Annotated in this window: 20 protein-coding genes; 18 read left to right on the top strand and 2 right to left on the bottom strand. The window is 51.1% G+C overall.

All coding sequences use genetic code 11. The features are described from left to right. Positions 1-53: 53 nt before the first annotated feature. From DWY93_RS10630 to sigE, 12 genes are all read left to right on the top strand, one after another. The gene (locus tag DWY93_RS10630; protein ID WP_117470938.1) at positions 54-545 is read left to right on the top strand and encodes a septum formation initiator family protein; all 492 of its coding nucleotides are present in this window, start codon (positions 54-56) and stop codon (positions 543-545) included. Continuing rightward, positions 523-2697, top strand: coding sequence for a penicillin-binding transpeptidase domain-containing protein (locus DWY93_RS10635; RefSeq protein WP_117470937.1), 2175 nt, complete (start codon positions 523-525; stop codon positions 2695-2697). Before DWY93_RS10630 ends, DWY93_RS10635 begins: the two co-directional genes overlap by 23 nt. A gap of 178 nt (positions 2698-2875) precedes the next feature. Further along, the gene (locus tag DWY93_RS10640) at positions 2876-3553 is read left to right on the top strand and encodes a YkgJ family cysteine cluster protein (protein ID WP_117470936.1); all 678 of its coding nucleotides are present in this window, start codon (positions 2876-2878) and stop codon (positions 3551-3553) included. Between the two features lie 72 nt (positions 3554-3625). Continuing rightward, complete coding sequence (locus DWY93_RS10645; protein ID WP_117470935.1) at positions 3626-5359, top strand: penicillin-binding transpeptidase domain-containing protein; 1734 nt, start codon at positions 3626-3628, stop codon at positions 5357-5359. Positions 5360-5617: 258 nt separating this feature from the next. Beyond that, positions 5618-6586 carry a phospho-N-acetylmuramoyl-pentapeptide-transferase gene (mraY, locus tag DWY93_RS10650; protein WP_117470952.1) on the top strand — a complete coding sequence of 323 codons (969 nt, stop codon included), beginning with the start codon at positions 5618-5620 and terminating at the stop codon, positions 6584-6586. A gap of 79 nt (positions 6587-6665) precedes the next feature. After that, positions 6666-8012 (top strand): UDP-N-acetylmuramoyl-L-alanine--D-glutamate ligase, encoded by a 1347-nt coding sequence (murD, locus tag DWY93_RS10655; RefSeq protein WP_117470934.1) that lies wholly within the window; start codon positions 6666-6668, stop codon positions 8010-8012. A 12-nt stretch (positions 8013-8024) separates the two neighbouring features. Next, the gene (locus tag DWY93_RS10660; protein ID WP_347466025.1) at positions 8025-9422 is read left to right on the top strand and encodes a putative peptidoglycan glycosyltransferase FtsW; all 1398 of its coding nucleotides are present in this window, start codon (positions 8025-8027) and stop codon (positions 9420-9422) included. A 62-nt stretch (positions 9423-9484) separates the two neighbouring features. Beyond that, positions 9485-10747 carry a UDP-N-acetylglucosamine 1-carboxyvinyltransferase gene (gene murA, locus DWY93_RS10665; protein WP_242990596.1) on the top strand — a complete coding sequence of 421 codons (1263 nt, stop codon included), beginning with the start codon at positions 9485-9487 and terminating at the stop codon, positions 10745-10747. A 119-nt stretch (positions 10748-10866) separates the two neighbouring features. Then, a complete protein-coding gene (locus tag DWY93_RS10670) occupies positions 10867-11682 on the top strand; it encodes an FtsQ-type POTRA domain-containing protein (protein ID WP_015555049.1) in 816 nt (271 codons plus the stop codon). 218 nt (positions 11683-11900) lie between these two features. Next, positions 11901-13097: a cell division protein FtsZ gene (gene ftsZ, locus DWY93_RS10675; protein ID WP_117470932.1), complete on the top strand. Its 1197-nt coding sequence runs from the start codon at positions 11901-11903 to the stop codon at positions 13095-13097. 555 nt (positions 13098-13652) lie between these two features. Then, a complete protein-coding gene (locus tag DWY93_RS10680) occupies positions 13653-14561 on the top strand; it encodes a sigma-E processing peptidase SpoIIGA (protein ID WP_181968533.1) in 909 nt (302 codons plus the stop codon). A 75-nt stretch (positions 14562-14636) separates the two neighbouring features. Continuing rightward, entirely contained in the window at positions 14637-15377 is a 741-nt protein-coding gene (sigE, locus tag DWY93_RS10685; protein ID WP_117470930.1) for an RNA polymerase sporulation sigma factor SigE, read from the top strand. A 60-nt stretch (positions 15378-15437) separates the two neighbouring features. Here the strand turns inward: sigE and DWY93_RS10690 are convergent, their stop codons facing one another. Further along, entirely contained in the window at positions 15438-16151 is a 714-nt protein-coding gene (locus DWY93_RS10690) for a hypothetical protein (RefSeq protein ID WP_117470929.1), read from the bottom strand. 289 nt (positions 16152-16440) lie between these two features. Here DWY93_RS10690 and DWY93_RS10695 point away from each other — a divergent pair, with 289 nt between their 5' ends. From DWY93_RS10695 to holA, 6 genes are all read left to right on the top strand, one after another. Next, entirely contained in the window at positions 16441-17325 is an 885-nt protein-coding gene (locus tag DWY93_RS10695) for a DegV family protein (protein WP_015555045.1), read from the top strand. After that, the gene (locus tag DWY93_RS10700) at positions 17312-18784 is read left to right on the top strand and encodes an ATP-binding protein (protein WP_015555044.1); all 1473 of its coding nucleotides are present in this window, start codon (positions 17312-17314) and stop codon (positions 18782-18784) included. Before DWY93_RS10695 ends, DWY93_RS10700 begins: the two co-directional genes overlap by 14 nt. 11 nt (positions 18785-18795) lie before the next feature. Then, positions 18796-19734, top strand: coding sequence for a GerMN domain-containing protein (locus DWY93_RS10705; RefSeq protein ID WP_015555043.1), 939 nt, complete (start codon positions 18796-18798; stop codon positions 19732-19734). A gap of 28 nt (positions 19735-19762) precedes the next feature. Then, entirely contained in the window at positions 19763-22138 is a 2376-nt protein-coding gene (locus tag DWY93_RS10710) for a DNA internalization-related competence protein ComEC/Rec2 (protein WP_181968534.1), read from the top strand. A 105-nt stretch (positions 22139-22243) separates the two neighbouring features. After that, the gene (locus DWY93_RS10715) at positions 22244-22723 is read left to right on the top strand and encodes a hypothetical protein (RefSeq protein ID WP_117470927.1); all 480 of its coding nucleotides are present in this window, start codon (positions 22244-22246) and stop codon (positions 22721-22723) included. Between the two features lie 54 nt (positions 22724-22777). Continuing rightward, positions 22778-23755 carry a DNA polymerase III subunit delta gene (gene holA, locus DWY93_RS10720; RefSeq protein WP_117470926.1) on the top strand — a complete coding sequence of 326 codons (978 nt, stop codon included), beginning with the start codon at positions 22778-22780 and terminating at the stop codon, positions 23753-23755. Positions 23756-23919: 164 nt separating this feature from the next. On the opposite strand, the gene rpsT is transcribed toward holA, so the two are convergent. Beyond that, positions 23920-24183 (bottom strand): 30S ribosomal protein S20, encoded by a 264-nt coding sequence (rpsT, locus tag DWY93_RS10725; protein WP_021905348.1) that lies wholly within the window; start codon positions 24181-24183, stop codon positions 23920-23922. Positions 24184-24452: the final 269 nt, after the last annotated feature.

The raw sequence follows: 24452 nt of genomic DNA on the forward strand, positions 1-24452 counted from the left end.
ATGAGCAGAACGGCACTGGACTGTTGCATATATATTAGAAAGGAAGTGATGGTATGGCAGCAAGGAGACGGAAAAGAGCCCCGCAGACCGAAGAATATGTAGAGGGAAATACTGTCCGTAAAGTCGAGCGTGTTCCCCGGTACGAGGAGCAGGAAAGAGGACATCAGCAGAAGCGGAATGTATCCCATACCGTTACAGTTCGGAGAAATCAGGAAAAAGCGCTTCAGATGAATCTTTTTTCCGTATTGTTGCTGACAGTGGCGGTGATCTGCACACTGTATATCTGTGTGAGCTATTTAAAGCTTCAGTCTTCCGTCACAGCGAGACTCAATCATATTGAGAGTCTGGAGGAGAGTATTGAAAAACTGAAAGGGGATAACGACGCTCTTCTCACAAGGATCAACACGTCGGTGGACCTGGATTATGTGTATAAGGTAGCGACTGAGGAACTGGGAATGGTTTATGCCAATAAGGACCAGGTCCGCTTATACAATAAGACGGAAAGCGAGTATGTAAGACAGTATGAAGACATCCCGGAACGGTAATAATAAGAAAGTTTTTACCATGAGTATGAAAGAAAAGCTGGCGGTTACGGTTCTCGTAACGACGCTGGCTTTGTTTGGTCTTGTCGTTGTTTTATACCGGATGATCAAGGATAAAAACGAGGACTACACCCAGATCGTATTGAACCAGCATTCCTCCTACGACAGCCGGACGATCCCGTACCGCCGCGGCGATATCGTGGACAGGAACGGAACATATCTGGCTACCAGTGAGAAGGTCTACAACCTGATCCTGGATCCGAACCAGATCAACCAGGATAAAGAGAACTACCTGGAACCGACGGTGTCCGCACTCTGTGAGGTATTCGGATACGACAGGGCAGATATTCTGGCGACGATCTCCGCCAATGAAAATTCCTACTATGTGCCTTATGAGAAACAGATCTCCGCAGACAAGAAGGAAGAATTTGAGACAAAAAAGAAAGAGCTGAATGATGCCTACGCGAAGTCAAAGGAAGACAGTGGAAAGAAGATCAAGGGCGTCTGGTTTGAGGATGAGTACCGGAGATTTTATCCGTATAATACCCTGGCCTGCAACGTGGTGGGATTCTCCTACGATAACGGAAAGCAGGGAAGTGGCGGAATTGAGCAGTATTACAATGACCAGCTCACCGGAACAAACGGAAGAGAGTATGGATACCTGGATGACGAGTCCAACATGGAGAAGGTCATTAAATCCGCTGAGAACGGAAATACCATCGTCTCCACCATCGATGTGAATATCCAGAGGATCGTGGAAAAGTATATCGACGAATGGATGAGCGGGATCGGAAGCAAGACGGCGGCTGTTATCGCCATGGATCCGAGAAACGGTGAGATCCTTGCCATGTCCTCCAACCGCAGATTTGATCTGAATAATCCGAGAGATCTGAGCTATGCCTATTCTCAGGAAGAGATCACGGCCATGACGGATGAGGGCAGGATGGATGCCTGGAACCAGATGTGGAGAAATTTCTGTGTAAATGATACTTACGAGCCGGGTTCCCCGGCGAAGCCGATGACAGTTGCGGCGGGGCTTGAGGAAGGCGTCATCAGTCAGAATGATACATTTCTCTGCGACGGCGGACAGGATGTTGGCGGCTACAGGATCAAATGTTCCAATATCTATGGACACGGAATCCTGACGTTGGAGCAGTCCTTAATGAAATCCTGCAACGATGCTATGATGCAGATCGCGGCGAAACTCGGAGTACAGCGGTTTGCAAAATATCAGAAATTATTCGGCATGGGTCAGAAGACCGGAATCGATCTTCCGGGAGAGGCATATGGACTGATCTACAATGCGGACAATATGGGCCCGACAGACCTTGCGGTAAACTCCTTCGGACAGAGCTATAACAGCACGATGATCCAGATGGCGGCGGCATTCGCCTCTGTCATCAACGGCGGTTCCTACTATGAACCTCATGTGGTAAAGCAGATCTTAAATGATCAGGGTTCTGTTGTGAAGAAGATAGAGCCGAATCTGGTGCGGGAGACGGTTTCCCAGTCCACCAGTGACTTTATCAGACACGCCCTGTTTATGACGGTCGACGATGAGGAGGGAACCGGTAAGGCGGGACGGGTTGCCGGATACAAGGTCGGCGGAAAGACGGGAACGGCGGAGAAGCTTCCGCGTTCCGCCCACAACTATCTCGTATCCTTCTGTGGATTTGCGCCGGCGGATGACCCGCAGCTTCTTATGTACGTGGTCATCGATACCCCGAATCTTCCGGGCAAAGAGCAGGCGCACAGCACTTTCGCCACAGAGGTTTTCCAGAAGATCATGGCGGAAGCGCTTCCATACTTAAATGTATTCCCGGATACGGATACGACGACGGAGGACGCAAGTCTTGCGGATCAGAATGAGGGGATCACGAATAACAACGAGGGTGGACTGGAGCCTGGAACCGGCGAGACCGCGGCGGAGACTGAGGCACCGACGGATGCGGAAGGAAATGTGATTCAGACAGAGCCTGCGCCGGAGGAAGAAGTGATTCCGTATGATGACGGTCTTGGACTTCCGGATGATATGCCGTCCGACGGATCGGGATCCGCGGCGGAGAGTGCGGGCGAAGCCCAGAGTATGGAATCGGTTCAGGAGACTGAGACCATGAAGAATGGAGCGGAGGAGACAACGCAGACCGCGCAGTGATCTGCTGACAGTTTAGCCATGTAGTGATTTATATTTGTGCAGAAAAATGTGCTGCAAGCTTGCTTGCATAAGCGTTTTCCTGCACAAATTAGTATATAGGGTGGCTGTTGCCATACATTTGGAAGAAGATGCCGGTGAGTACTGAACAATTACATATGGGGAATAATAGGAGAAGATCATGAAGAGAGAGATGGATATGGCGGAGGTTTCCGACGGAAAACTCTATGGCCTGGATGATATGGTGAAGGCGGACTGCGCAGGGTGTGAGGGCTGCCATGCCTGCTGTACCGGGATGGGAACCTCCGTGGTTCTCGATCCTTTTGACGCGTACCGCATGACGGCGGGGACAGGGAAGACCTTTGAGGCGCTTCTCGCGGGACCTCTGGAACTTAATGTGGTGGATGGGATCATTCTCCCGAACCTCAAGATGGCGGGGGAGGAGGAGGCCTGTTCCTTTTTAGACCAGAATGGACGCTGCAGGATTCATGCGTACCGCCCAGGGATCTGCCGGCTGTTTCCGCTTGGAAGAATTTATGGGGACGGCGGTTTTAAGTATTTTTTGCAGGTTTACGAGTGCGCGAAGGAGACCAGGGCCAAGGTAAAGGTTAAAAAATGGATCGATATGCCGGAGCCGAAGCGGTATGATGAGTTTGTCTGTACCTGGCATTACTTTTTAAAGGATCTGGAGCGGGTGATCGGAAAAGACACCTCCGGACAGGCGGCGAAGACCGTGAGTCTTTATCTTATGAAACAGTTTTATCTGATTCCTTATAATAAGGAAGAGGAATTCTATCCGCAGTTTGAGGAGAGAATGGCCGGGGCGAAGAGGGCGCTGGCTGGATTTCTTGCAATGTAATAAAATCCGTGCATGAGGAAACGGGAAGTCCCGTATATTAATTACCAAGACTTTTAAGATGAAGGTTTTGACATGGCGGAATTTCTGACACATCACAGAAAGAAGCTTTTTATCGTTTTTTTAATCTCGGTGCTTCTGATGGTGGGGCTGTGCGCCCAGCTGGGATTCCTGATGATCGCGAGGTCGGACCACTACAGCAAGATGGCGGATGAGCTCCACAAGAGGGAGCGGACCATCAAGGCTGCCCGGGGCGAGATCGTGGATCGGAATGGCACTGTGATCGCCGCGAACCGGACGGTCTGCACCGTGTCCGTGATCCACAATCAGGTGACGGAGCCGGAGAAGGTGATCCGGGAGCTGGTGCGGATCCTGGAGCTTCCGGAGCCGGAGGTCCGGAAAAAGGTAGAAAAGTGGTCTTCCAGGGAGATCATCCGGACAAATGTGGAGAAGTCGGTGGGGGACCAGATCATGAATCTCGGACTCTCCGGTGTGAAGGTCGATGAGGATTATAAGAGATATTATCCTTACAGAAGTCTCGCATCAAAGGTCCTGGGATTCACCGGAGCGGACAATCAGGGGATCATCGGCCTGGAGGTCATGTACGAGAGGTACTTAAAGGGCAGGGATGGTCTGATACTGACGACCTCCGACGCGAAGGGCACGGAACTCCAGAATGCCGCGGAGGAGCGGGTGGAGCCGGTGCCCGGAAATACCCTGACCGTGAGCCTGGATGTGAACATCCAGAAGTACGCGGAGCAGGCGGCGTACCAGGTCATGGAGAAAAAAGGTGCGAAGGCGGTCTCCGTGATCGTCATGAATCCCCGGAATGGGGAGATCTACGCTATGGTAAATGTCCCGGAGTTTGATCTGAACGACCCGTTCACGCTGAATGTGGAAAGCGGCGGACTCACTGGGACGGAGCTCCAGGACGCGAGAAATAAGATGTGGCGGAATCGCTGCATCAACGATACCTACGAGCCCGGCTCCACATTTAAGATCATCACAGCCGCAGCAGGGCTGGAGGCGGGAGTGGTCCATCTGGATGACAGGTTCTCCTGCCCGGGCTTCCGGATCGTGGAAGACCGGAAGATCCGCTGCCATAAGATCGGTGGACATGGAGGAGAGACATTTTTACAGGGAGCCATGAACTCCTGTAACCCGGTGTTTATCGACGTTGGCGCGAGACTTGGCGTGGATTCGTTCTATCATTATTTCGAACAGTTTGGGCTTCTCGGAAAGACCGGGATCGATCTCCCCGGCGAGGCAGCGACGATCATGCACAAGAAGGAAAATATGGGACTTGTGGAGCTAGCCACCGTCTCCTTTGGACAGTCCTTTCAGATCACGCCGATCCAGCTCATCACGACGGCGTCCTCCATCATAAACGGGGGCAGGCGGATCACGCCCCACTTTGCGATGAATGTGGAGAGCACGGATGGGACATATTACCAGAAGTTTTCCTATCCGGAGCGGATGGGAGTCGTGTCGGAAGCTACCAGCGAGACCATGCGGTATATTTTAGAGCAGGTAGTGGCGGAAGGAAGCGGAAAGCGGGCGAAGCTTCCAGGTTACCGGGTCGGCGGAAAGACGGCGACATCGGAGAAGCTGCCGAGAAGCTTAAAGAAATATATTTCTTCTTTTTTAGGATTTGCGCCCGCCGATGATCCCCAGGTCATCGCGCTGATCACTATCGACGAGCCGGTGGGGATCTATTACGGCGGAACCATCGCGGCACCGGTGGTGGCTGATATTTTTTCGAATATTCTGCCGTATCTGGATATCACGTCGGTTTCGGAGACGGATTAATATTGAACCGCTCTGCGCTTTGTGCGTATGTGAGCACAGATGGCAGGAGAAATTCAGGTCTTTTGATCTTTGTATCAAATGTTCTGATTGATTATTGGGAAAAAAGGACGTATACTATTTACGCTATGAAATGTTGTCAGGCGGCAGCTGTGGGAGCGCCGAAAGCGCGGAACAGCTGAATTTCATGGTGCTGTCGGAAGACGGCATGTCAATTTACATAGGAAGTATGAGGTGCAGCAGGAAAATATGAGGTTCAGCATGGTAAATGAGACAATTCTGGCGATCATTATCGCCTTCGCAATCAGCGCAGCGCTCTGCCCGGTGATCATTCCATTTCTTCATCGGCTGAAATTCGGACAGCAGGTCCGCGATGACGGTCCGCAGAGCCATTTAAAGAAACAGGGAACACCGACGATGGGAGGACTCATCATCCTCACGGCGATCGTGATCACATCCTTATTTTACATTAAGAGCTATCCGCGGATCATCCCGATCCTCTTCGTGACGGTGGGATTCGGAATCATCGGTTTTCTGGATGACTACATCAAGATCGTCATGAAGCGTTCGGAAGGTTTAAACCCGATCCAGAAGCTCATCGGTCAGTTCATCATCACAGGGATTTTCACCTACTATCTGATGACTTCCGGAGAAGTGGGAACAGGAATGCTGATCCCTTTCACTGGCGGATTTGAAAATGGATATTATCTGAATCTCGGCTGGCTGTTTATTCCGGCGGTATTCTTTATCGTTCTCGGAACCGACAACGGTGTAAACTTTACAGACGGCCTTGACGGTCTCTGCACAAGTGTTACGATCCTTGTGGCGACATTCTTCACCGTGGTTGCCATCGGAGAAAACAGCGGGATCAGCCCGATCACAGGTGCCGTTGTGGGAAGTCTGTTAGGCTTTTTACTGTTCAACGTATATCCGGCGAAGGTGTTCATGGGAGACACGGGTTCCCTGGCCCTCGGCGGTTTCGTGGCATCCAGCGCGTTCATGATGCAGATGCCGATCTTTATCGCCGTCGTTGGCCTGATCTACCTGGTGGAGGTCCTCTCCGTCATCATTCAGGTCACATACTTTAAAAAGACTGGCGGGAAGAGAATCTTCAAGATGGCTCCGATCCACCACCATTTCGAGCTTTGCGGATGGTCCGAGACGAGAGTTGTCGCAGTATTTTCGATCGTTACGGCGATCCTTTGCCTGGTTGCCTACATGGGATTATAATTAGGGTAAATGTTCAGACATGCGCAGGAAAATAGCAGGCTGAGCGGTCATTCATTACGAGTATATAGGAGGAGAAACCATGTCACAGAAAGTATTAGTTGCAGGAACGGGAATCAGCGGTATTTCTGCCGCAAAGCTTCTGCTTGCCCAGGGCGGCGAAGTGGTTCTTTATGATGGAAATGAGAAGCTTTCCGAAGAGAAGCTGAAAGCAAAATTTGATGAGGGCGCGAAGGTGACGATCGTTCTCGGTGAACTGAAGAAGACAGACCTTATGGGTGTGGAGTTATGCGTCATCAGCCCTGGTATTCCGCTTGAGGCACCGTTCGTTGCGGTGATCGACGAGGCGAAGATCCCGATCTGGAGTGAGATCGAGCTTGCTTACCACTGCTCAAAGGGAAAACTTGCGGCTATCACAGGTACAAACGGAAAGACAACAACGACAGCCCTCACAGGCGAGATCATGAGAAAGTTCTATAAGAGCGTATTCGTAGTAGGAAACATCGGTGATCCGTACACCGCTCACGCTCTTGAAACCACAGACGAGTCCGTTACCGTCGCGGAGGTTTCCAGCTTCCAGCTTGAGACCATCATGGATTTCCATCCGAATGTGTCCGCGATCACAAACATCACTCCGGACCATCTGGACCGCCATAAGACCATGGAGTGCTATATCCAGGTCAAAGAGGGGATCACAAGAAACCAGACAGAGGAAGATACCTGCGTATTAAACTACGAGGATCCGGTCCTCAGAGAATTCGGAAAGACCTTAAAGTGCAAGGTCCTCTACTTCAGCAGCAAGGAGAAGCTCGACGAGGGCATCTTCATGGACGGAGATTTCATCGTTTACCGCCATGATGGAAAGAACGAGAAGGTCCTCGATGTCAACGAGTTAAACATCATCGGAAGACATAACCACGAGAACGTGATGACAGCCGTTGCCATCGCGATGCAGTTGGGCGTCCCGATGGATATGATCCGCGAGGCATGCAGGGAGTTCAAGGCTGTAGAGCACAGGATCGAGTATGTAAGAGAGCGTTTCGGCGTTACTTATTATAATGACTCCAAGGGAACAAACCCGGATGCGGCGATCCAGGCCATCAAGGCGATGCCGGGACCGACACTTTTAATCGCAGGCGGATATGACAAGCATTCCGAGTATGACGAGTGGATCGAGAACTTTGACGGAAAAGTCCGCTATCTCGTCCTCATTGGCCAGACAAGAGACAAGATCGCCGAGTGCGCAAAGAAACATGGTATCACGGATATCATGTACGCGGAAGACATGCAGGAGGCCGTTCAGGTATGCGCTTCTTACGCGAATGCAGGCGATTATGTGCTGCTCTCTCCGGCATGCGCAAGCTGGGGAATGTTCAAGAACTTTGAGGAGCGCGGACGGATCTTTAAGGAATGCGTCAACGCGCTGTAATGGAGGCTTAGCGTGGCTCGGAAGAAAGTTCGAAAAGCCGGCGGCAGGGCACAGGCGCAGAGACAGCAGGTACATCGTCAGCAGATGCAGAGACAGCAGATGTCCGGAGAACAGTTGGAGCGTCAGCAGATTGAAAGAGAGCGGGCGAAACGCCAGCAGGAGGGACAGCGAAGAGAGCAGCTTCTGATGCAGCAGCGCCGTGAGATGCAGCAGAGACAGGAAATGCTGCGGCAGCGGCAGATGTACGGGGCTCATGTACAGGAAGAGGGAAAACGGAAAAAGAAAGCACGCCGTTTTTACGACTATGACCTCTTAGTGGTCATTATCTTCCTTACGGTATTCGGACTGATTATGATCTACAGTTCCAGCGCCTACAATGCCCAGGTGAGCAGGCAGCCGTCCAACTACTACATGGTGCGTCAGGGACAGATCGCCGTGGCTGGATTCATCCTGATGCTGATCATTTCAAAGATCGACTATCACTTCTTTGCGAAGATTACTGTTCCGGCAGTAGTGGTATCCTATATCTGCGAGATCCTTGTAACATTTACACCACTGGGAATCGCGGTTAACGGCAAGAAAAGATGGCTGGGAACAAGATCCCTGCGTTTCCAGCCTGCAGAGCTTGTAAAGATCGTGGTGATCCTGCTTCTGGCCGTGCTCATCACGAGACTTGGAAAGCAGATCAATGAATGGCGGGTGTGGGGAATGATCGCGGTCCTCATCGGACCTCTGGCACTCCTCGTCACCATGAACAACTTAAGCTCCGGTATCATCATCTGCGGAATCGCTTTCGTCATGATGTTTATCGCGTGCAAGAGAAAATGGCCGTTTATTGCGACGGTGGTGCTTGGAATCACTGTCATCGTCTTCGCGCCGTCTGTGGCCATCGCCCTCGAGAAGGCGGGAATCCTCCATTCCTACCAGCTGAGCCGAATCCTGGTGTGGAAAAACCCGGAGGCGTATCCGAAGTCCGGTGGATATCAGGTCCTTCAGGGACTGTACGCCATCGGTTCCGGCGGCCTTCTCGGAAAGGGACTGGGACAGAGTATCCAGAAGTTAAGCTTCCTTCCGGAGCCGCAGAACGATATGATCTTCGCGGTGATCTGTGAGGAGCTGGGACTTTTCGGCGCGGTAGCCGTGATATTCATGTTCCTGTTCATGCTGTACAGATTTTTAGTCATCGCCGGAAATGCGCCGGATCTATTTGGCGCAATGCTGGTGACAGGTGTTCTGGCGCATATCGCGATCCAGGTCGTCTTGAACATTGCCGTTGTTACGAATGTGATTCCTAACACGGGAATCACGCTTCCGTTTATCAGTTACGGGGGTACGTCGGTGCTGTTTTTGATGATCGAGATGGGAATGGTACTAAGTGTGTCCAACCAGATCAGGCTGGAACAGCAGTAACATAATTGATACTCTTGCATATACTGTTTTATAGCGGCATATGCGGGGGAATCGGTTTGCAGGTGTTTAAAGTTCAGGGGCTTAAGCCTCTGCATGGAAAAATAAAAGTCCAGGGTGCAAAAAACGCGGTGCTGCCCATGATGGCGGTGAGTCTTTTGACAGAGGGAAGAACCGAGATACGGAATGTTCCGAGAATTTCGGACGTGTTCCTCATGGCGGAGATCTTAAGGGACCTTGGGTGTCAGGTGATGTTTCAGGACGATGTCCTGGAGATCGATGCCTCCGGGCTTTCTGGAACGGTGATCTCCGAGAAGACGGTGGGGAAGATGCGGTCTTCCAGCCTGCTTTTGGGACCGCTGTTATCCAGGGCCGGGGAGGTGACGACCTGGTATCCGGGCGGCTGTGTGATCGGAAAACGTCCGATCGATTTTCACCTGGATGTGCTCCGGGCAATGGGAGCAGAGATACTTGATGATGGCGGAATGCTGATTGCAAAAGCGAAAAAGCTTTGTGGAACAACATTCCGTTTTCCATATCCCAGTGTCGGGGCGACGGAGAACGCGTTGATGGCTGCCGCTCTGGCATCCGGCACGACAAAGCTCCTAAACTGTGCCAGGGAGCCGGAGATCGTGGAACTCTGCAGCTTCCTGCGTTCTATGGGAGCAAAGATATCCGGGGAGCGCACCGGGACTATCACGGTGGATGGGGTGGAAAAGCTCTTTCCGACGGATCATGTGACGGCAGGAGACAGAATCTGTGCGGGGACATACCTGGCGGCGGCAGCGGCAGCCGGCGGGGAGATCGAGATCACCGGTGTGGATCCGGTGGTTCTGGTAGAACCGTTAAAGGCACTCCGAAAAATGGGAGCCGGGATCCGGATATCCGGGGCGACCGGACCGAAAGCCAGGATCGGTATGGTGATGGAACGGCGTCCGGCCGGGGTCGAGATCGACACCGGGCCATACCCGGGATTTCCGACGGATCTTCAGTCTGTCTTTCTCGCCGTGGAGGCAGCGGGAAGCGGGGAGAGCCGGTTTAAAGAGACCGTGTATGAGGCACGGTTTGAGGCGGCGATGCGGCTTGCAGCCTTTGGGGCCGACGTATCGCTCCATAAAGATACAGCCATAATAAGAGGAAGATATCCTCTTGTTCCGGGAATTGCGGAGACGCCGGATCTTCGCGGCGGGGCGGCGCTTCTAGTGGCGGCCCTGGCGGCGGACGGACTCAGTGTGATCTCGGACAGTGGACATTTAAAGCGCGGGTACGAGGATATCGGAAGAGATTTGAGAAAGCTTGGGGCAGACATAGAGGAAGATGAGCTGTGATGATCGTGGCAATGGATTTTTTGCTCCAGACCAGAGTCTTCCGGTGATTAGTGTGTCGGGTGCGCGGGTCCCAATGATGTTACGTGAGAACAAGTGATCAGATAACAGGTGAAGAGAAAATGTTATTTAGAAGAAGAGGTCTTGGATTTGGAAGACGCGGCTTCAATTTCCATTTCGGGAGAAGAAGCAGCAACGGATTTGGAATGTACAACAGGAGAGGAGGAAGAAAGACGGGGATCATCATTGGAGTGATCCTGGCGATTCTCGTCATTCTTCTCGTTCTTGTCTTTTCGATACGGATCAAGGATGTGGAAGTGAGCGGAAATAAGCAGTATACGAAGGAACAGATCGAGTCGCTCTTATTTGACGGCAAGTGGTCCGGAAATTCCGCGTTCTGCTATTATCAGAACCGGTTTAAGGAGCACAAGTCCATTCCGTTTATCGAGGAATATAAGATCAATTTCAAGAGCCCCACAAAGGTGGAGGTCGTTGTGTTTGAGAAGAGCGTTGTGGGCTGCGTCTCCTACATGAGCAGCTACATGTACTTCGATAAGGATGGAATCATTGTGGAGAGCTCTTCCGAGCAGCTTCCGGGCGTTCCGGTGATCACTGGTCTCGAGTTCGGACATATCGTCCTGCACCAGCCGCTTCCGGTGGCGGATCAGGATATTTTCGGCGAGATCTTAAACCTGACCCAGGTGCTGAATGTCAGCGATATCCAGGTGGACAAGATCAACTATAACAGCTACAATGAGGCGGAGCTTGTGATGGGGGACATCACGGTGGAGCTTGGAAATTCGGATAGCCTTGACGGAAAGATCGCGGAGCTTCACGATATCATGACGGAGCTCACAGGACTTTCGGGTACGCTGTATCTGGATACCTATGACGAGACGAATTCCAGCCCGACGTACCGTTTTGTGAAGAAGAATTAGAGTAACGATTCATCAGGTCTGCGCACTTGCTGCGCTGACCGTAAGAAAGCTTAGGCCGGGGACAGCGGAAAATCAGTGTTTTTTTCAAAAAAACCATAAATTTAAGGTTGATATTTTTCAAAAAATCAAATATGATATATGTTAGATTAACTTGGGATTTTTATGACCATGCTAATACAGATGTAATAGATTGATAGATATTAAAGGAGGAGACATTCTTGTTAGAGATTAAGATAAACGAGGCAGAGAATGCCGCAAGAATTCTTGTGATCGGTGTCGGCGGTGCCGGAAATAACGCGGTAAACCGCATGGTAGAAGAAAATATTATGGGCGTTGAGTTTATCGGTATCAACACAGATAAACAGGCGCTTCAGTTCTGTAAAGCTCCGACTGCCATGCAGATCGGTGAGAAGCTCACAAAGGGACTCGGCGCAGGCGCAAAGCCGGAGATCGGCGAGAAGGCAGCTGAGGAGAGCCAGGAGGAGATCTCCCAGGCACTTAAGGGCGCAGATATGGTATTCGTTACCTGTGGTATGGGAGGCGGAACCGGTACCGGTGCAGCTCCGGTGATCGCTCAGATCGCAAAAGACATGGGAATTCTTACAGTCGGCGTTGTAACAAAGCCGTTCCGCTTCGAAGCCAGACAGAGAATGAACAACGCGTTAAAGGGAATCGAGAACTTAAAGAACGCAGTGGATACTCTGATCGTGATCCCAAACGACCGTCTCCTTGAGATCGTTGACAGACGGACAACCATGCCGGATGCATTAAAGAAAGCCGATGAGGTTCTTCTCCAGGCAGTACAGGGAATCACAGACCTGATCAATGTTCCGGGTCTTATCAACCTTGACTTCGCTGATGTTCAGACTGTTATGACAGATAAGGGCATCGCTCATATCGGTATTGGTAAGGCGAAGGGCGACGAGAAGGCACTTGAGGCTGTTAAGCAGGCTGTATCCAGCCCGCTTCTTGAGACAACCATCGAGGGTGCTTCCCACGTTATCATCAACATTTCCGGCGACATCAGCCTGATCGAGGCAAACGAGGCTGCTGGCTATGTTCAGGAGCTTGCAGGCGATGACGCTAACATCATCTTCGGCGCTATGTACGATGAGAATGCGGAGGACGAGGTAACGATCACAGTTATCGCTACAGGCCTTGACGCACACGGTGCAAACACACCGGTTGAGCGCGCAATGAAGGATTTCACAAACTACAAGACAAAGGTACCGGCTCAGCAGGCTCCGGTTCAGAGAACTGCTCCGTCCGTAAAGACTCCGTCTGAGGCAGCAGCTACAACAGAGACTTCCGCACCGAAGTACAACATCCCGACTGGAAATGCCCCGGTTTACCGTCCGGCACAGCGCGGCGAGACCCAGATCAATATCCCGGATTTCTTAAAGAACCGCAGATAAGATTCTGAGGACGGACAAGCCGTATTGGAATTTAATTTATGGTAACTATTCAGTACCTTCATAGTTACGTGCAAAAATCCATTCCAGATCAGCTTCGCTGATGGGATTTTTGCCTTCCAGCCTATGTTTTCTTACGGTCAGCGCAGCAAGTGCGCAGACCTATTGAACAGTTACAATTTATGAACATATTGAGACCTGGAAGAGAGAAATCTTTTCCAGGTCTTTTTGTGTAATAGGAAATTCCGAGGAATTCCCTATTACACAAAAGGCACTAACGTGCCAATGATGCGCACTCGCGCAAAATATTTCTAAAATTTCACCGCAGATCGCGACAAAAAATGTCCAGATCTGCTCTCTTTTTGTTCTTCTTTTTTCGTGTATTCCGCAAATGTCTGCGGAAATCTCTGATCTTCATGAAAAAACAGGAGAGATTCTGTTAAAACGACCCGATGGGTTTTCAAATTTCTCGTCCCTGCTTTGACAAATTCTGGAGAGAAAGACAGGTATACTATGGGAAAACATCAGAAAGGGATGCCAGGGAAAGGAGGAAGTCCGGTGGAGTATGATTGGTACGCCGATCTCTTTTTTCTGGAGGAGGTGTACCGGGATGTTTTGATCTTATGGCTGGCGGCGGTGCTTATGAGAAGGCGGGCAGAGGTCTTGAGACTTCTGGGCGCCGGGATCGCCGGGGGACTCTGCAGTACTGGAAGCGTTTATCTGGAACTTATGGGAAGATGTCCTGCAGGCGGACAGCCGGTATTCGCTGGGATATGGGAAGTTTGGAAACTTCTGGTGACAGGATTTTTGATGATCTGGATCGCTTTTCCGGGAAAACAGACCATGCGCCAGGAGAAAAGGAATGCTTCTGCAGATAGAGGAGATTCCTGGATGAAAGTTTTGAAGTGGCGCGGGAAGGAACTGGGAGTCCTGGTCTTATCCGCAGGGATTTTGCAGAGTGGGCTGGCGATTCTGCGGGAGCGGTGTTTTCTTACAGGCTGGAAAAGTCTGATGTTTATGGGATTTTTCTGTATGGGAGTTCGTTTCTTGGCGGTAGCTCTTGTGAGGCGGCCGATGATCGGGAAAACACGGTATCAGGTCCGTCTTTTCTTAAATGAAAAGTCGAAGGAGTTCACGGCGATGGCGGATTCAGGGAATCGGCTCGTGGAGCCTGTGACGGGAAAGCCGGTGAGCATTATCGCGGCGGCGGATGCGAAAGAGTTCTTAGGCGAGAAGGCGGGAGTCCTTATGATCCCATACCGGGCTGTCGGAACGGAAAATGGAATGCTGCCGGGAGTTCTCTTTGACCGGATGGAGGTCATGTCCGAAGAGTGCGGGAGTATCTGGATCGAGCGTCCGATCGTGGCGATTTCGAAGGAACCTCTGTTTTTCGGGAAGGATTTTACGATGATACTGCCGGAGTGTCTGGTGTCAGGGGAAAATGTGTCTGTGGCAATAGGGGATTGACATGAAGTCTGAACGACGATGTGTGAAAAAATAACTGTGAAGGTGACTAACAGTTAGAAAAAGGAGAGAATGAGTATGATTATGAGAATTTCTATGCCAAACCGGTTCCGCCTTAAAAAAGTGATGGGGTTCCGCACGATGATTCGTCCGGAGCGGGGGGAGATCCATTATATTGGAGGTGCGGATATTCTTCCGGCTCCGCTGTCACTGAAGGAGGAGACTGAGGCGTTAAATAAGTTTGGAACCGAAGAGGAGAAAGAGGCAAAGGCAGAGCTGATCGAGCACAATCTCCGCCTGGTTGTCTACATAGCAAAGAAATTTGACAATACCAGCGTTGGCGTAGAGGACCTGATCTCCATCGGGACCATTGGACTCATCAAGGCCATCAACACCTTTAACCCGACGAAAAATATCAAGCTGGCGACCTATGCGTCCAGATGCATTGAGAATGAGATCCTGATGTATCTTCGTAGGACCAGCAAGATGAAGCTTGAGGTTTCCATCGATGAGCCGTTAAACGTGGACTGGGACGGGAATGAGCTTCTGCTGTCGGATATTCTCGGGACGGAGGAGGATGTGATCTATAAAGACATGGAGGATGAGGTGGAAAAAGACCTTCTTAAGAATGCGGTGAGCCGCTTAAGCCCGAGGGAGAGAAAAATCGTGGAGCTGCGCTATGGTCTGAAGCGCCGGGATGGGGCGGAGATGACGCAGAAAGAGGTGGCGGATCTCATGGGGATCTCCCAGTCATATATTTCGAGGTTGGAGAAGAAGATCATGATGAGGCTGAAGAAGGAAATCGTGAAATTTGAATAAGAAAATTAAAAAGACTGCCCGGCTGATGAATCAGGTTCATCGGTCAGACAGTCTTTTAAATTATTCCTGATCGTATAGCTTCGTATACAGCGTCTCACAGAGCGAATCCGCATAGGACTGGTCAGGGATGTCGCGGCCGGTGATGAGGAAATCCTGGATCAGCTCGAAGCGCTTGAGACTCAGTTCCTCGCCGGAGAGGTCCGGGTCTTCCATCAGAAGCTGCTCATCCAGCTCTTTTGCGGAGTAATTCTTTAAGAACCAATCGATGATCTCCTGGGTCTGGCGTTTTTCATCGTCGGCTTCCACCTTTAACTCGGCAGCGCGCTTCCTTGAGGAGACTGCAACGACAAAGCTGCCGATGGCGAGAACAACGAGAACGCCCTCAAACATATATTTCTGGAATCCTGCCATTGGGAGATGGAAAATTCCCAGAAGGCAGAGTGCCGCGCCGATGGCAAGTACCCCGCCGACTAAGAAGAACGCGGATGCGGAGGAACTCATGTCATCGTAGCGCTGGCCCTTATCCACGTAGGCGTGGACCGGCTCAGCGGCCGGGGAAGACTTCTCGGGTGGATTATCCCCGGAGAACTCCGTATCAGTCCCTTCACCGGAAAACGGATCCATCTCCTGCGCCATGGCGGCAAGCTGTTCTTCCTGTTCCTTCTTTTTCATGGCTTCCGCCACTTCTTTTGATTCCACGAGGGGACCGCCGCAATCGCTGCAGACTTTGATTCCCTCGACAAATTCCATATCGCATTTCGGACAATAAGGCATAATCTGTACCCCCATATTAAAAATACATTGCATATTACGGTCTGCGCTTTCACACTAAGCGCTGCTTTGCGGCTGCCGTAATCCGCTTCGCCGCTCGTGCCAAACATGCGAGCATGTTTTTCACTCACTTACTGCTCAGCATATCATAAATTTTCTATTTCGTCCACAGTTTGGGCAGTTTTGCACTTCCATTTAGGTAGGAAATCGGTTAAAATAGGAGCGAGTCCTGTCCGTATGGAATGGAGAGAAAGAGGGCGGACGAAAGAGAAACAGAAAGGGGCAGTTTTGTATGAAAATTGCAGTTGTAACAGACAGCAACAGCGGAATCACCCAGGCTCAGGCAAAAGAGATGGGAGTTGCGGTTCTGCCAATGCCGTTTATGATAGATGGAGAAACATATTACGAAGATATCACACTGACACGGGAGCAGTTCTACCAGAGATTAAAGGACAATGCTGATATCGCTACCTCCCAGCCCACACCAGATTCCATCCTGAAGATGTGGGACAAGCTCTTAAAAGAGTATGACCAGATCATCCATATCCCGATGTCCTCCGGACTTTCCGGATCCTGCTCCACAGCGATGATGCTGGCGGGAGAGGATGAGTACGAGGGAAAAGTGTTCGTCGTTGACAATCGACGGATCTCCGTGACCCAGTATCAGTCTGTAAAGGACGCGCAGATGCTGGCAGCTATGGGGATGGACGGAACGCAGATCAAGAAGCGCCTGGAGGAGACTGCGGCTGATTCCGTCATCTTCATCACCGTCGATACCTTAAAATACCTGAAAAAGGGCGGCCGGATCACACCGGCTGCAGCGGCTCTCGGCACACTTTTAAAAATCAAGCCAGTGCTGATCATTTTAGGTGAAAAGCTTGATTCCTTCGCGAAAGCCCGTACCATGAAGCAGGCAAAGACCATGATGATGAACGCGATCCAGAAAGAGCTGGACGGGAGGCTTCACGACAGTGAGTGCAGAAACTGCCATCTGGCAATCGCCCACACCGACAACGAGGAAGCAGCGCTGGAGTTTAAGAAAGAGGTCGAAGAGCGCTTCCCGAATGCTGATGTATACATGGCACCGCTTTCCTTAAGCATCGCGTGCCATATCGGACCGGGCAGCCTTGCTGTGACGGCAACGAGAAAGATGGAAGAGGAACATGAGAAAAATTAGGGAAAGGATCCGGAAAATTTACCGGAAGCATACGCCGAGCGTCAAGGTTCCCCTGATCATCCTGATGGTGATGTTCTGTATGATCCCGCTTCTCGTGGAGAGCCGGATCCTTGCCAGTTCCTCAAGACAGAGCCAGGTGGAGCGCCGGATCATTGATGTCCAGAACCAGTGTCAGATCCTGAGCAATAAGATGTCAAGAACTGGATATCTCACAAACTCGGTGGTGGACAACGCCGCCATCGATACGGAGCTCTCCCTGCTCTCGGATATCTTCAGCGGACGGATCCTGATCGTAAACTCCGGGTTTAAGATCGTAGAGGATACGTTTTCTCTCTCGAAGGGAAAGACATTGATTTCCAATGAGGTGATCAGGTGCTTCCAGGGTGAGAATACGAGCCGGTATGACAGCCTGAAACACTATTTCGTCCTGGCAATCCCAATTCCGGAGTTTGAGCAGGAGACGGGAACCATCACAACGGGAAAGACTGCGGGCGTGATGATCGTGACAGCGTCGACGGAGAGCATGTACAGTCTGGAGGACAGTCTGAATGATAAGGCATCCCTGTACGAGATGATGATCTTCGTGATCCTGCTGATCCTTGCGGTCCTCTCGGTCCATTTTATCATGAAGCCCTTTGGAAGCCTGATCGCGTCGATCCGGCGTGTAGGTGAGGGAAACCTGGATGAGGATGTCAATGAGGAGGCGTACCGGGAGACAAAGCAGATCTCCGAGACCATCAATAAAACCCTGGAGAAGCTGAAGGCCGTGGACCAGTCGAGACAGGAGTTTGTTTCCAATGTCTCCCATGAGCTCAAGACTCCGATCACGTCGATCCGTGTCCTTGCGGATTCCCTGATGGGAATGGAGGACACGCCGAAGGAACTTTACCAGGAATTCATGCACGATATCTCCGATGAGATCGACCGTGAGAGTAAGATCATCGACGATCTTCTGACTCTGGTCCGCATGGACAAGGCGTCCTCGGGACTTTCCTGCAGCCAGGTCCAGATCAACGGACTGATCGAGATGGTCTTAAAACGCCTGCGTCCCATCGCCAGAAAGCGGAATATCGAGCTGATCTTCGAGAGTAAGCGCGATGTCTCAGCGGATATTGACGAGGTGAAATTCTCCCTAGCGGTGAATAACCTGGTGGAGAATGCGGTCAAATATAATAAGGAAGACGGATGGGTCCGGGTCACACTGGATGCCGACCACAAGTTCTTCTATTTAAAGGTTGCGGATTCCGGAATCGGTATTCCTGCGGAGTTTAAGGAGCGCGTGTTCGAACGCTTCTACCGCGTGGACAAGGCGAGATCCAGGGAGACCGGAGGAACAGGGCTTGGACTTGCGATCACGAAAAGTGTGGTCCTGATGCATCACGGCGCGATCCGTGTGGACAGTGTCGAGGGCGAGGGAAGTACCTTTATGGTGCGGATCCCGTTGATCTATATTCCGTAGGAGGGAGAAAAATGAAGAAATTTAGGATGTTTCGGGTGTTTTTTCTCCTCTTCGCGGTCCTGTTCGCCTTAAGCGGCTGTACGGGAAAGACGACCGTGGAGCAGAGCGGAAATGCCTATACGATCTACTATTTAAACACGTCCGGGATCCAGCTCGTTGGAAGCGAGTACCGGACGGAGACGACGGACCTGGATGCACTGGTCCGGGAACTTCTCGATAAGATGGGAAATGTGCCGGCGGATCTCGACTGTCAGAGAGCGCTACCGGAGCGGATCGAAAAGATCACCTACCGGATCGAGGGGAATGTTCTGTATTTATATGCAGATGCCAACTATGCGCTGATGAATTCGGTGCAGGAGATCCTGTGCCGGGCGGCGCTGACGAAAACACTGACCCAGATTCCGGATATCGAGTATCTGAGCATCTACTGCGCGGAGCAGCCGATCACGGACGCTGCGGGAAACCCGGTGGGAATGCTTTCCGCCTCTGATTTTGTGGACAGCATCCGCGATGTCAACTCCTTCGAGCGGACGGAGCTGACGCTGTATTTTGCCAATGAGGCGGGAGACCAGCTGGTGGAGGAAAAGCGGGAAGTTATGCAGAACAGCAATACATCCCTGGAGCGCCTCATCGTGGAACAGCTGATCGAAGGTCCTCAGGAGCTTGGACATTATGCGACGATCCCGTCAGATGTGAAGCTTTTGAATGTGTCCGTCAATGATTCGGTCTGCTCGATCAACCTTGACGCGGCGTTTTTAAACAGCACTCTGGATGTGGCGGCATATATTCCGATCTATTCCATCGTGGATTCCCTTGCGGAGCTCTCGACGGTGAGCCGTGTGCAGATCCGGATCAACGGATCCCAGGACGATGTGTTCCGGGACCAGATTCCGTTAAGCACGGTATTTGAGCGAAATTACGATTATATCGTAGGAGGAAAAAACGATTAAAAGACCTTTGCTGAGTGTGACAGGGGGATTGGTACTTGGAGAGGCACTGAACCTGTGGATCCCGGCAGAGCAGATGATTTTTGGACTGGCAGTCTGGCTGCTCTTTTTGGTGTGCGTGTTTGCCCGCCGGAAGAGCAGATATGGGCTGCCGGTCTTCCTTTTTGTGGCGGGAATGTCTGCCGGATGTCTTCGGATGGGAGCGGAGCAGGCGGTTTTCTCCCGGGAGGAGGGATTTCTCCGGGAGGAACATGAGGATGGCGTGGTTCTTCAGGGAACTGTCCAGTCGGTGAAGGAGAAGGATGGGACGCTGGAGGTCGCGCTTAGGGACTGCGCAATGGAAGGCAAAGATGGGGAGTCTGGTGAGAAGCTTCGAAGAGTTTTATGTTATCTGGATGTGAATAAAACAGGGGAAGCAGCTGAGGCGGTTTCGAAGCAAAAACCATCACCCGCTGTCGGTGAGAAAATCCGAGTCTTCGGAGAGGGAAAAGCGACAGATCCGGCGAGAAATCCTGGGGCGTTTGACTACCGTCTGTATTGCAGGTCCCGCGGAATTTCCGGGATCATCTATGTGGAGGGATATACGGTGACTGGCGGGAAGGTACATGTATTTTCGGACAGCCTGTACCAGATCCGGAGGTGCTTTTCTGAGCAGTTAAAGGCGATCGCTCTCCCGGAGGACGCTGGAATTCTGTCGGCGGTTCTCTTTGGGGAGAAGGATGATCTGGACAGTGAAATTTATGAACTTTACCGGAAGAATGGGATATCCCACCTCCTTGCCATCAGCGGGCTTCATGTCTCCATTGTGGGGCTGGGAATCTGGAAGATTTTCAGGAAAGGCGGGGCGGGGTTCTGGATCTCCGGGATCTTCGCAGGGGGATTTCTCTGCGTCTACGGCATGATGGTGGGCAGCGGCGCGTCTGTGGCCCGGGCGGTGTCAATGGCAGGGCTCTCCTTTCTCGCGGCGGCCGTAGGGCGGACATACGATCTTCCGACGGCAATGTGTATTCCGGCGGCAGGATTGCTGCTTGCTCATCCGTATCTGCTGTCCCAGGCGTCCTTTCAGCTGTCCTTTCTTGCGGTGACATCACTGATCTATCCCGGCAGGCTTTTTTCTTCGCGGGGGGAAAAGCTTTTTACGGATGAAAAAATATCTGCGGCAGCGTCCGCGTTCTTTACAAGTCTTTCGATCCAGGTGGTGACAGCGCCGGTCATTCTCTGGCATTCTTTTGGGATACCGGTCTACGGGGTGTTCTTAAATCTAATTGTGATCCCGCTTATGGCGTATGTGGTCATATCGGGATTTCTTGGACTAGGTCTGTCTTTTTTATCAGAATCGGTTGGGGGTGCGATGCTTGGAGGCGCGCATTATATTTTGAAATTTTATGAGGTGATATGTAATTGGACAGGGGAGCTTCCGGGGGCAGAGCTAGTGCTGGGGCAGCCGGAAATATGGAAAATTGGGTGTTATTATGGATTGATGATATTCGGAGCAGTTGTTTATGAGAGGGGGATGGAGATTGCGGAAAATAAAAAACATCGCCTGGTGTTATTATGCGCCGCCTGGCTTGCGGCATTTCTTTTCCTGCTCCCATCCCGCCAAACCGGACTCTCTGCCACATTCCTCGACGTAGGCCAGGGCGACGGAATCGTTCTGCGCTCCGAATCCCATACGATCCTGGTGGACTGCGGCAGCAGCCAGCAGAAATCCATCGGAGAGAAGGTTCTGGTGCCGTATCTTAAGAGCCAGGGGGTGACGCGTCTGGATCTTGCGGTCATGACCCACGGGGACCAGGATCACATGAACGGGATCCGGTACCTTCTGGAACACCCGGAATCGGGAATCCGGGTGGGAGGTCTCATGATGCCGGAGGCGGGAAAGGATGAGATCTACGGGAAGATGGCGGAGCTTGCGAAAAAGCGGGATGTTCCTGTTTTTTATGCCCAAAAGGGAGATATATGGAATAACTTTCCGGGAAAAGGAATGTCCATGGAATGCCTGTCGCCGGATGGCAGAACAGAGTTCACGGACCGGAATGAGGAATCCCTGGTATTCCGCCTGGCCTACGGACGTTTTTCCATGCTCCTCACGGGAGATATGGAGACATCCGGGGAGGAAACACTTTTGACTTCCGGCGTTCTGACTCCGGTGACGATCTTAAAAGCCGGACATCACGGTTCCGCCACCTCATCCAGCGAAGAGTTTATAGAAAAACTGTCCCCATCCGTGACGATCCTCTCCTACGGAAGAAAGAACCGGTACGGACATCCTGCGGAGAAAGTCCGGGAGCGGCTTTTAGAACATGGATCAAAGATCTATGAAACAGGCCTTTCCGGCGCTGTCATGGTCCGGACAGATGGAAAGAAACTCAAAATAAAAACGATGCTTCCGCTTGACACAGACTGACCGTGCTTTACATCGGAAGGAAAAGTTTTAACTTCCGCTTACAAGGATTTTACAAAAAGTCCGTTTTGCATTTTACATCGCGTTTCTATAATAAGAGGAAAAAACATGAAATCCAGTAAAATTAAAACAATTGCAGGCCGGATCCTCTTTTTCATCGCAGTGTGCTTCATATTCATTATGCCGATTTTAAGTTTCCTTCGGATGAGCCTGACGACCGACGGAGGCTTTGGTCTGCAAAACTATGTGGACATGCTGCATGAGGAGAGGACGGCGAAGGCGGTCCGGAATACGCTTATCATATCCACTGCGTCAACAGTCATCGCGGTGGCGGCGGGAAGCTTTTTTGTATTCTTAACCGCCTATACGAATGTAAAGAGAAAGAAACTCTTAGAACTTCTGGTCCTCGCGCCGTATATCATCCCGTCCTACATTATCACACTGTCCTGGAGCAGCCCAGCGGCGATGTCCGCAGCGATCGTCTTCATTGTATTCTTCGTGTACAGCCTGGTGGTGCTCGTGAAGAAAAAGGATGAGGAGGACGCGAAGCGCCCGAAGGCGCAGCTTGACCAGTGTTCGTATATCTGATAAAATTAGAAAAGTTTCAAAATGATACCAATAAGACAGTTTACGGAGGCGGCTATGCAGACTTTAAACCAGGATATTAAGGATAAGACATTTAGGAGAGTCTATTTGCTGTTTGGGGATGAGCCGTTTCTTGTGAACAGTTATAAAAAGCGTCTCCGGGAGGCGATCGCCGGGGATGACACGATGAATTATAATTATTTTGAGGGCAAGGGACAGGATGTGAAAGAGATCATTAGTCTCGCGGACACCATGCCTTTTTTTGCTGAGCGGAGACTTGTGCTGATCGATGGCAGCGGATTTTTTAAGAGCAGTGCGCCGGAGGAGCTTGTGAATTATATCCCGGAGATCCCGGAGTCTACATGTATGGTGTTTGTGGAGAATGAGGTTGACAAGAGGAATAAGCTCTACAAGAAGGTGAAGGACAACGGGTATGCAGCGGAATTAAAGAAGCAGGACGCGGACCAGCTGATGCGCTGGGCAGCGGGGATCCTTTCGAAGGACGGGAAGAAGATCACGCGCCAGGTCATGGAGTATTTTATGGAGCGGACCGGGGATGACATGGAGAATATCAGGATGGAGCTGGAGAAGCTGATCTGCTATACCATGGGGCGCGAGGTGATCACGAAGGAGGACGTGGAGGCGGTCGGGACGGTCCATGTGACGAACCGGATCTTTGAGATGGTGACGGCGATCGTGGCGGGGAATACGAGGAAGGCGATGGATCTCTATGAGGATCTTCTGACTCTGAAGGAGCCGCCGATGCGGATCATGTTTTTGATCGCGAAGCAGTTTAACCAGCTTCTGCAGGTGAAGGAATTGGCGGGGAAGGGGGCGCAGAAGAGTGAGATCGCGTCCAGGGTGAAGCTACCGCCGTTTGTGGCGGGGAAGCTGATGGCGCAGGCGAGGGCGTTTACGAGGGAGCAGATTCTTTCTTATGTGGAGTTTTGTGTGGAATCGGAGGAGGCTGTGAAAACCGGTCGACTCTCGGATCGGTTGGCGGTGGAGTTGCTGATTGCGAAGAAGTATGAGTAAGGTTGGATCAACTTGGCAAAAGGACGCGCAGGCCTGCGCTGGGGGTTGGATGGAGCTGGGTACATTGACCGGTGCTGAGATATAAAAAAGAACCGCTGTTTCTGACACACCTCGGAAACAGCGGTTCTTTTTATTTATGCGTAATAATCCAGTTCGATGATAAATTAAGCCATTGCGCTTACAGCTTTAGCCAAACGGGATACTTTTCTGGAAGCGGTATTCTTGTGATATACGCCCTTGGAAGTAGCCTTATCGATTTCGCTTGTAGCAGCAAGAAGTGCAGCCTGTGCAGCAGCCTTGTCACCAGCAGTAATTGCAGCCTCTACCTTCTTAACGAAAGTTTTCACTTTGGATCTGATTGCTTTGTTTCTAGCAGCTCTTGTCTCTGCTACTACGATTCTTTTCTTTGCAGATTTGATGTTAGCCAATCTGTACACCTCCATATTATTTTAAAAAATTATCTCTGTTTGTTTTGCATCAAAGCCTGGACACGGACAGTTCAATGTAAACATACTATTATATTTTAGCGAATATTTCCCGGTATGTCAATACATAAATTACTTTTTTGCGAGAAAAATAGTTACAGTTCAGCCATTACATCTTCTTGTTTTCATATTCATGAAAACAAGAAGCTTGGTGGTTCCACCATATGCTGATTTGGATGAAAAAGTGCTTATGCAAGCAAGCTTGCAACACA

The sequence above is a fragment of the Clostridium sp. AF28-12 genome, assembly GCF_003435225.1.
GTDB classification, from domain to species: domain Bacteria; phylum Bacillota; class Clostridia; order Lachnospirales; family Lachnospiraceae; genus Pilosibacter; species Pilosibacter fragilis.

Coding starts and splice junctions, on each gene's coding strand:
- DWY93_RS10630 (WP_117470938.1), top strand. CDS start 54: ATGGCAGCAAGGAGACGGAAAAGAGCCCCGCAGACCGAAGAATATGTA.
- DWY93_RS10635 (WP_117470937.1), top strand. CDS start 523: ATGAAGACATCCCGGAACGGTAATAATAAGAAAGTTTTTACCATGAGT.
- DWY93_RS10640 (WP_117470936.1), top strand. CDS start 2,876: ATGAAGAGAGAGATGGATATGGCGGAGGTTTCCGACGGAAAACTCTAT.
- DWY93_RS10645 (WP_117470935.1), top strand. CDS start 3,626: ATGGCGGAATTTCTGACACATCACAGAAAGAAGCTTTTTATCGTTTTT.
- mraY (WP_117470952.1), top strand. CDS start 5,618: ATGGTAAATGAGACAATTCTGGCGATCATTATCGCCTTCGCAATCAGC.
- murD (WP_117470934.1), top strand. CDS start 6,666: ATGTCACAGAAAGTATTAGTTGCAGGAACGGGAATCAGCGGTATTTCT.
- DWY93_RS10670 (WP_015555049.1), top strand. CDS start 10,867: ATGTTATTTAGAAGAAGAGGTCTTGGATTTGGAAGACGCGGCTTCAAT.
- sigE (WP_117470930.1), top strand. CDS start 14,637: ATGATTATGAGAATTTCTATGCCAAACCGGTTCCGCCTTAAAAAAGTG.
- DWY93_RS10690 (WP_117470929.1), bottom strand. CDS start 16,151: ATGCCTTATTGTCCGAAATGCGATATGGAATTTGTCGAGGGAATCAAA.
- DWY93_RS10695 (WP_015555045.1), top strand. CDS start 16,441: ATGAAAATTGCAGTTGTAACAGACAGCAACAGCGGAATCACCCAGGCT.
- DWY93_RS10700 (WP_015555044.1), top strand. CDS start 17,312: ATGAGAAAAATTAGGGAAAGGATCCGGAAAATTTACCGGAAGCATACG.
- DWY93_RS10705 (WP_015555043.1), top strand. CDS start 18,796: ATGAAGAAATTTAGGATGTTTCGGGTGTTTTTTCTCCTCTTCGCGGTC.
- DWY93_RS10715 (WP_117470927.1), top strand. CDS start 22,244: ATGAAATCCAGTAAAATTAAAACAATTGCAGGCCGGATCCTCTTTTTC.
- holA (WP_117470926.1), top strand. CDS start 22,778: ATGCAGACTTTAAACCAGGATATTAAGGATAAGACATTTAGGAGAGTC.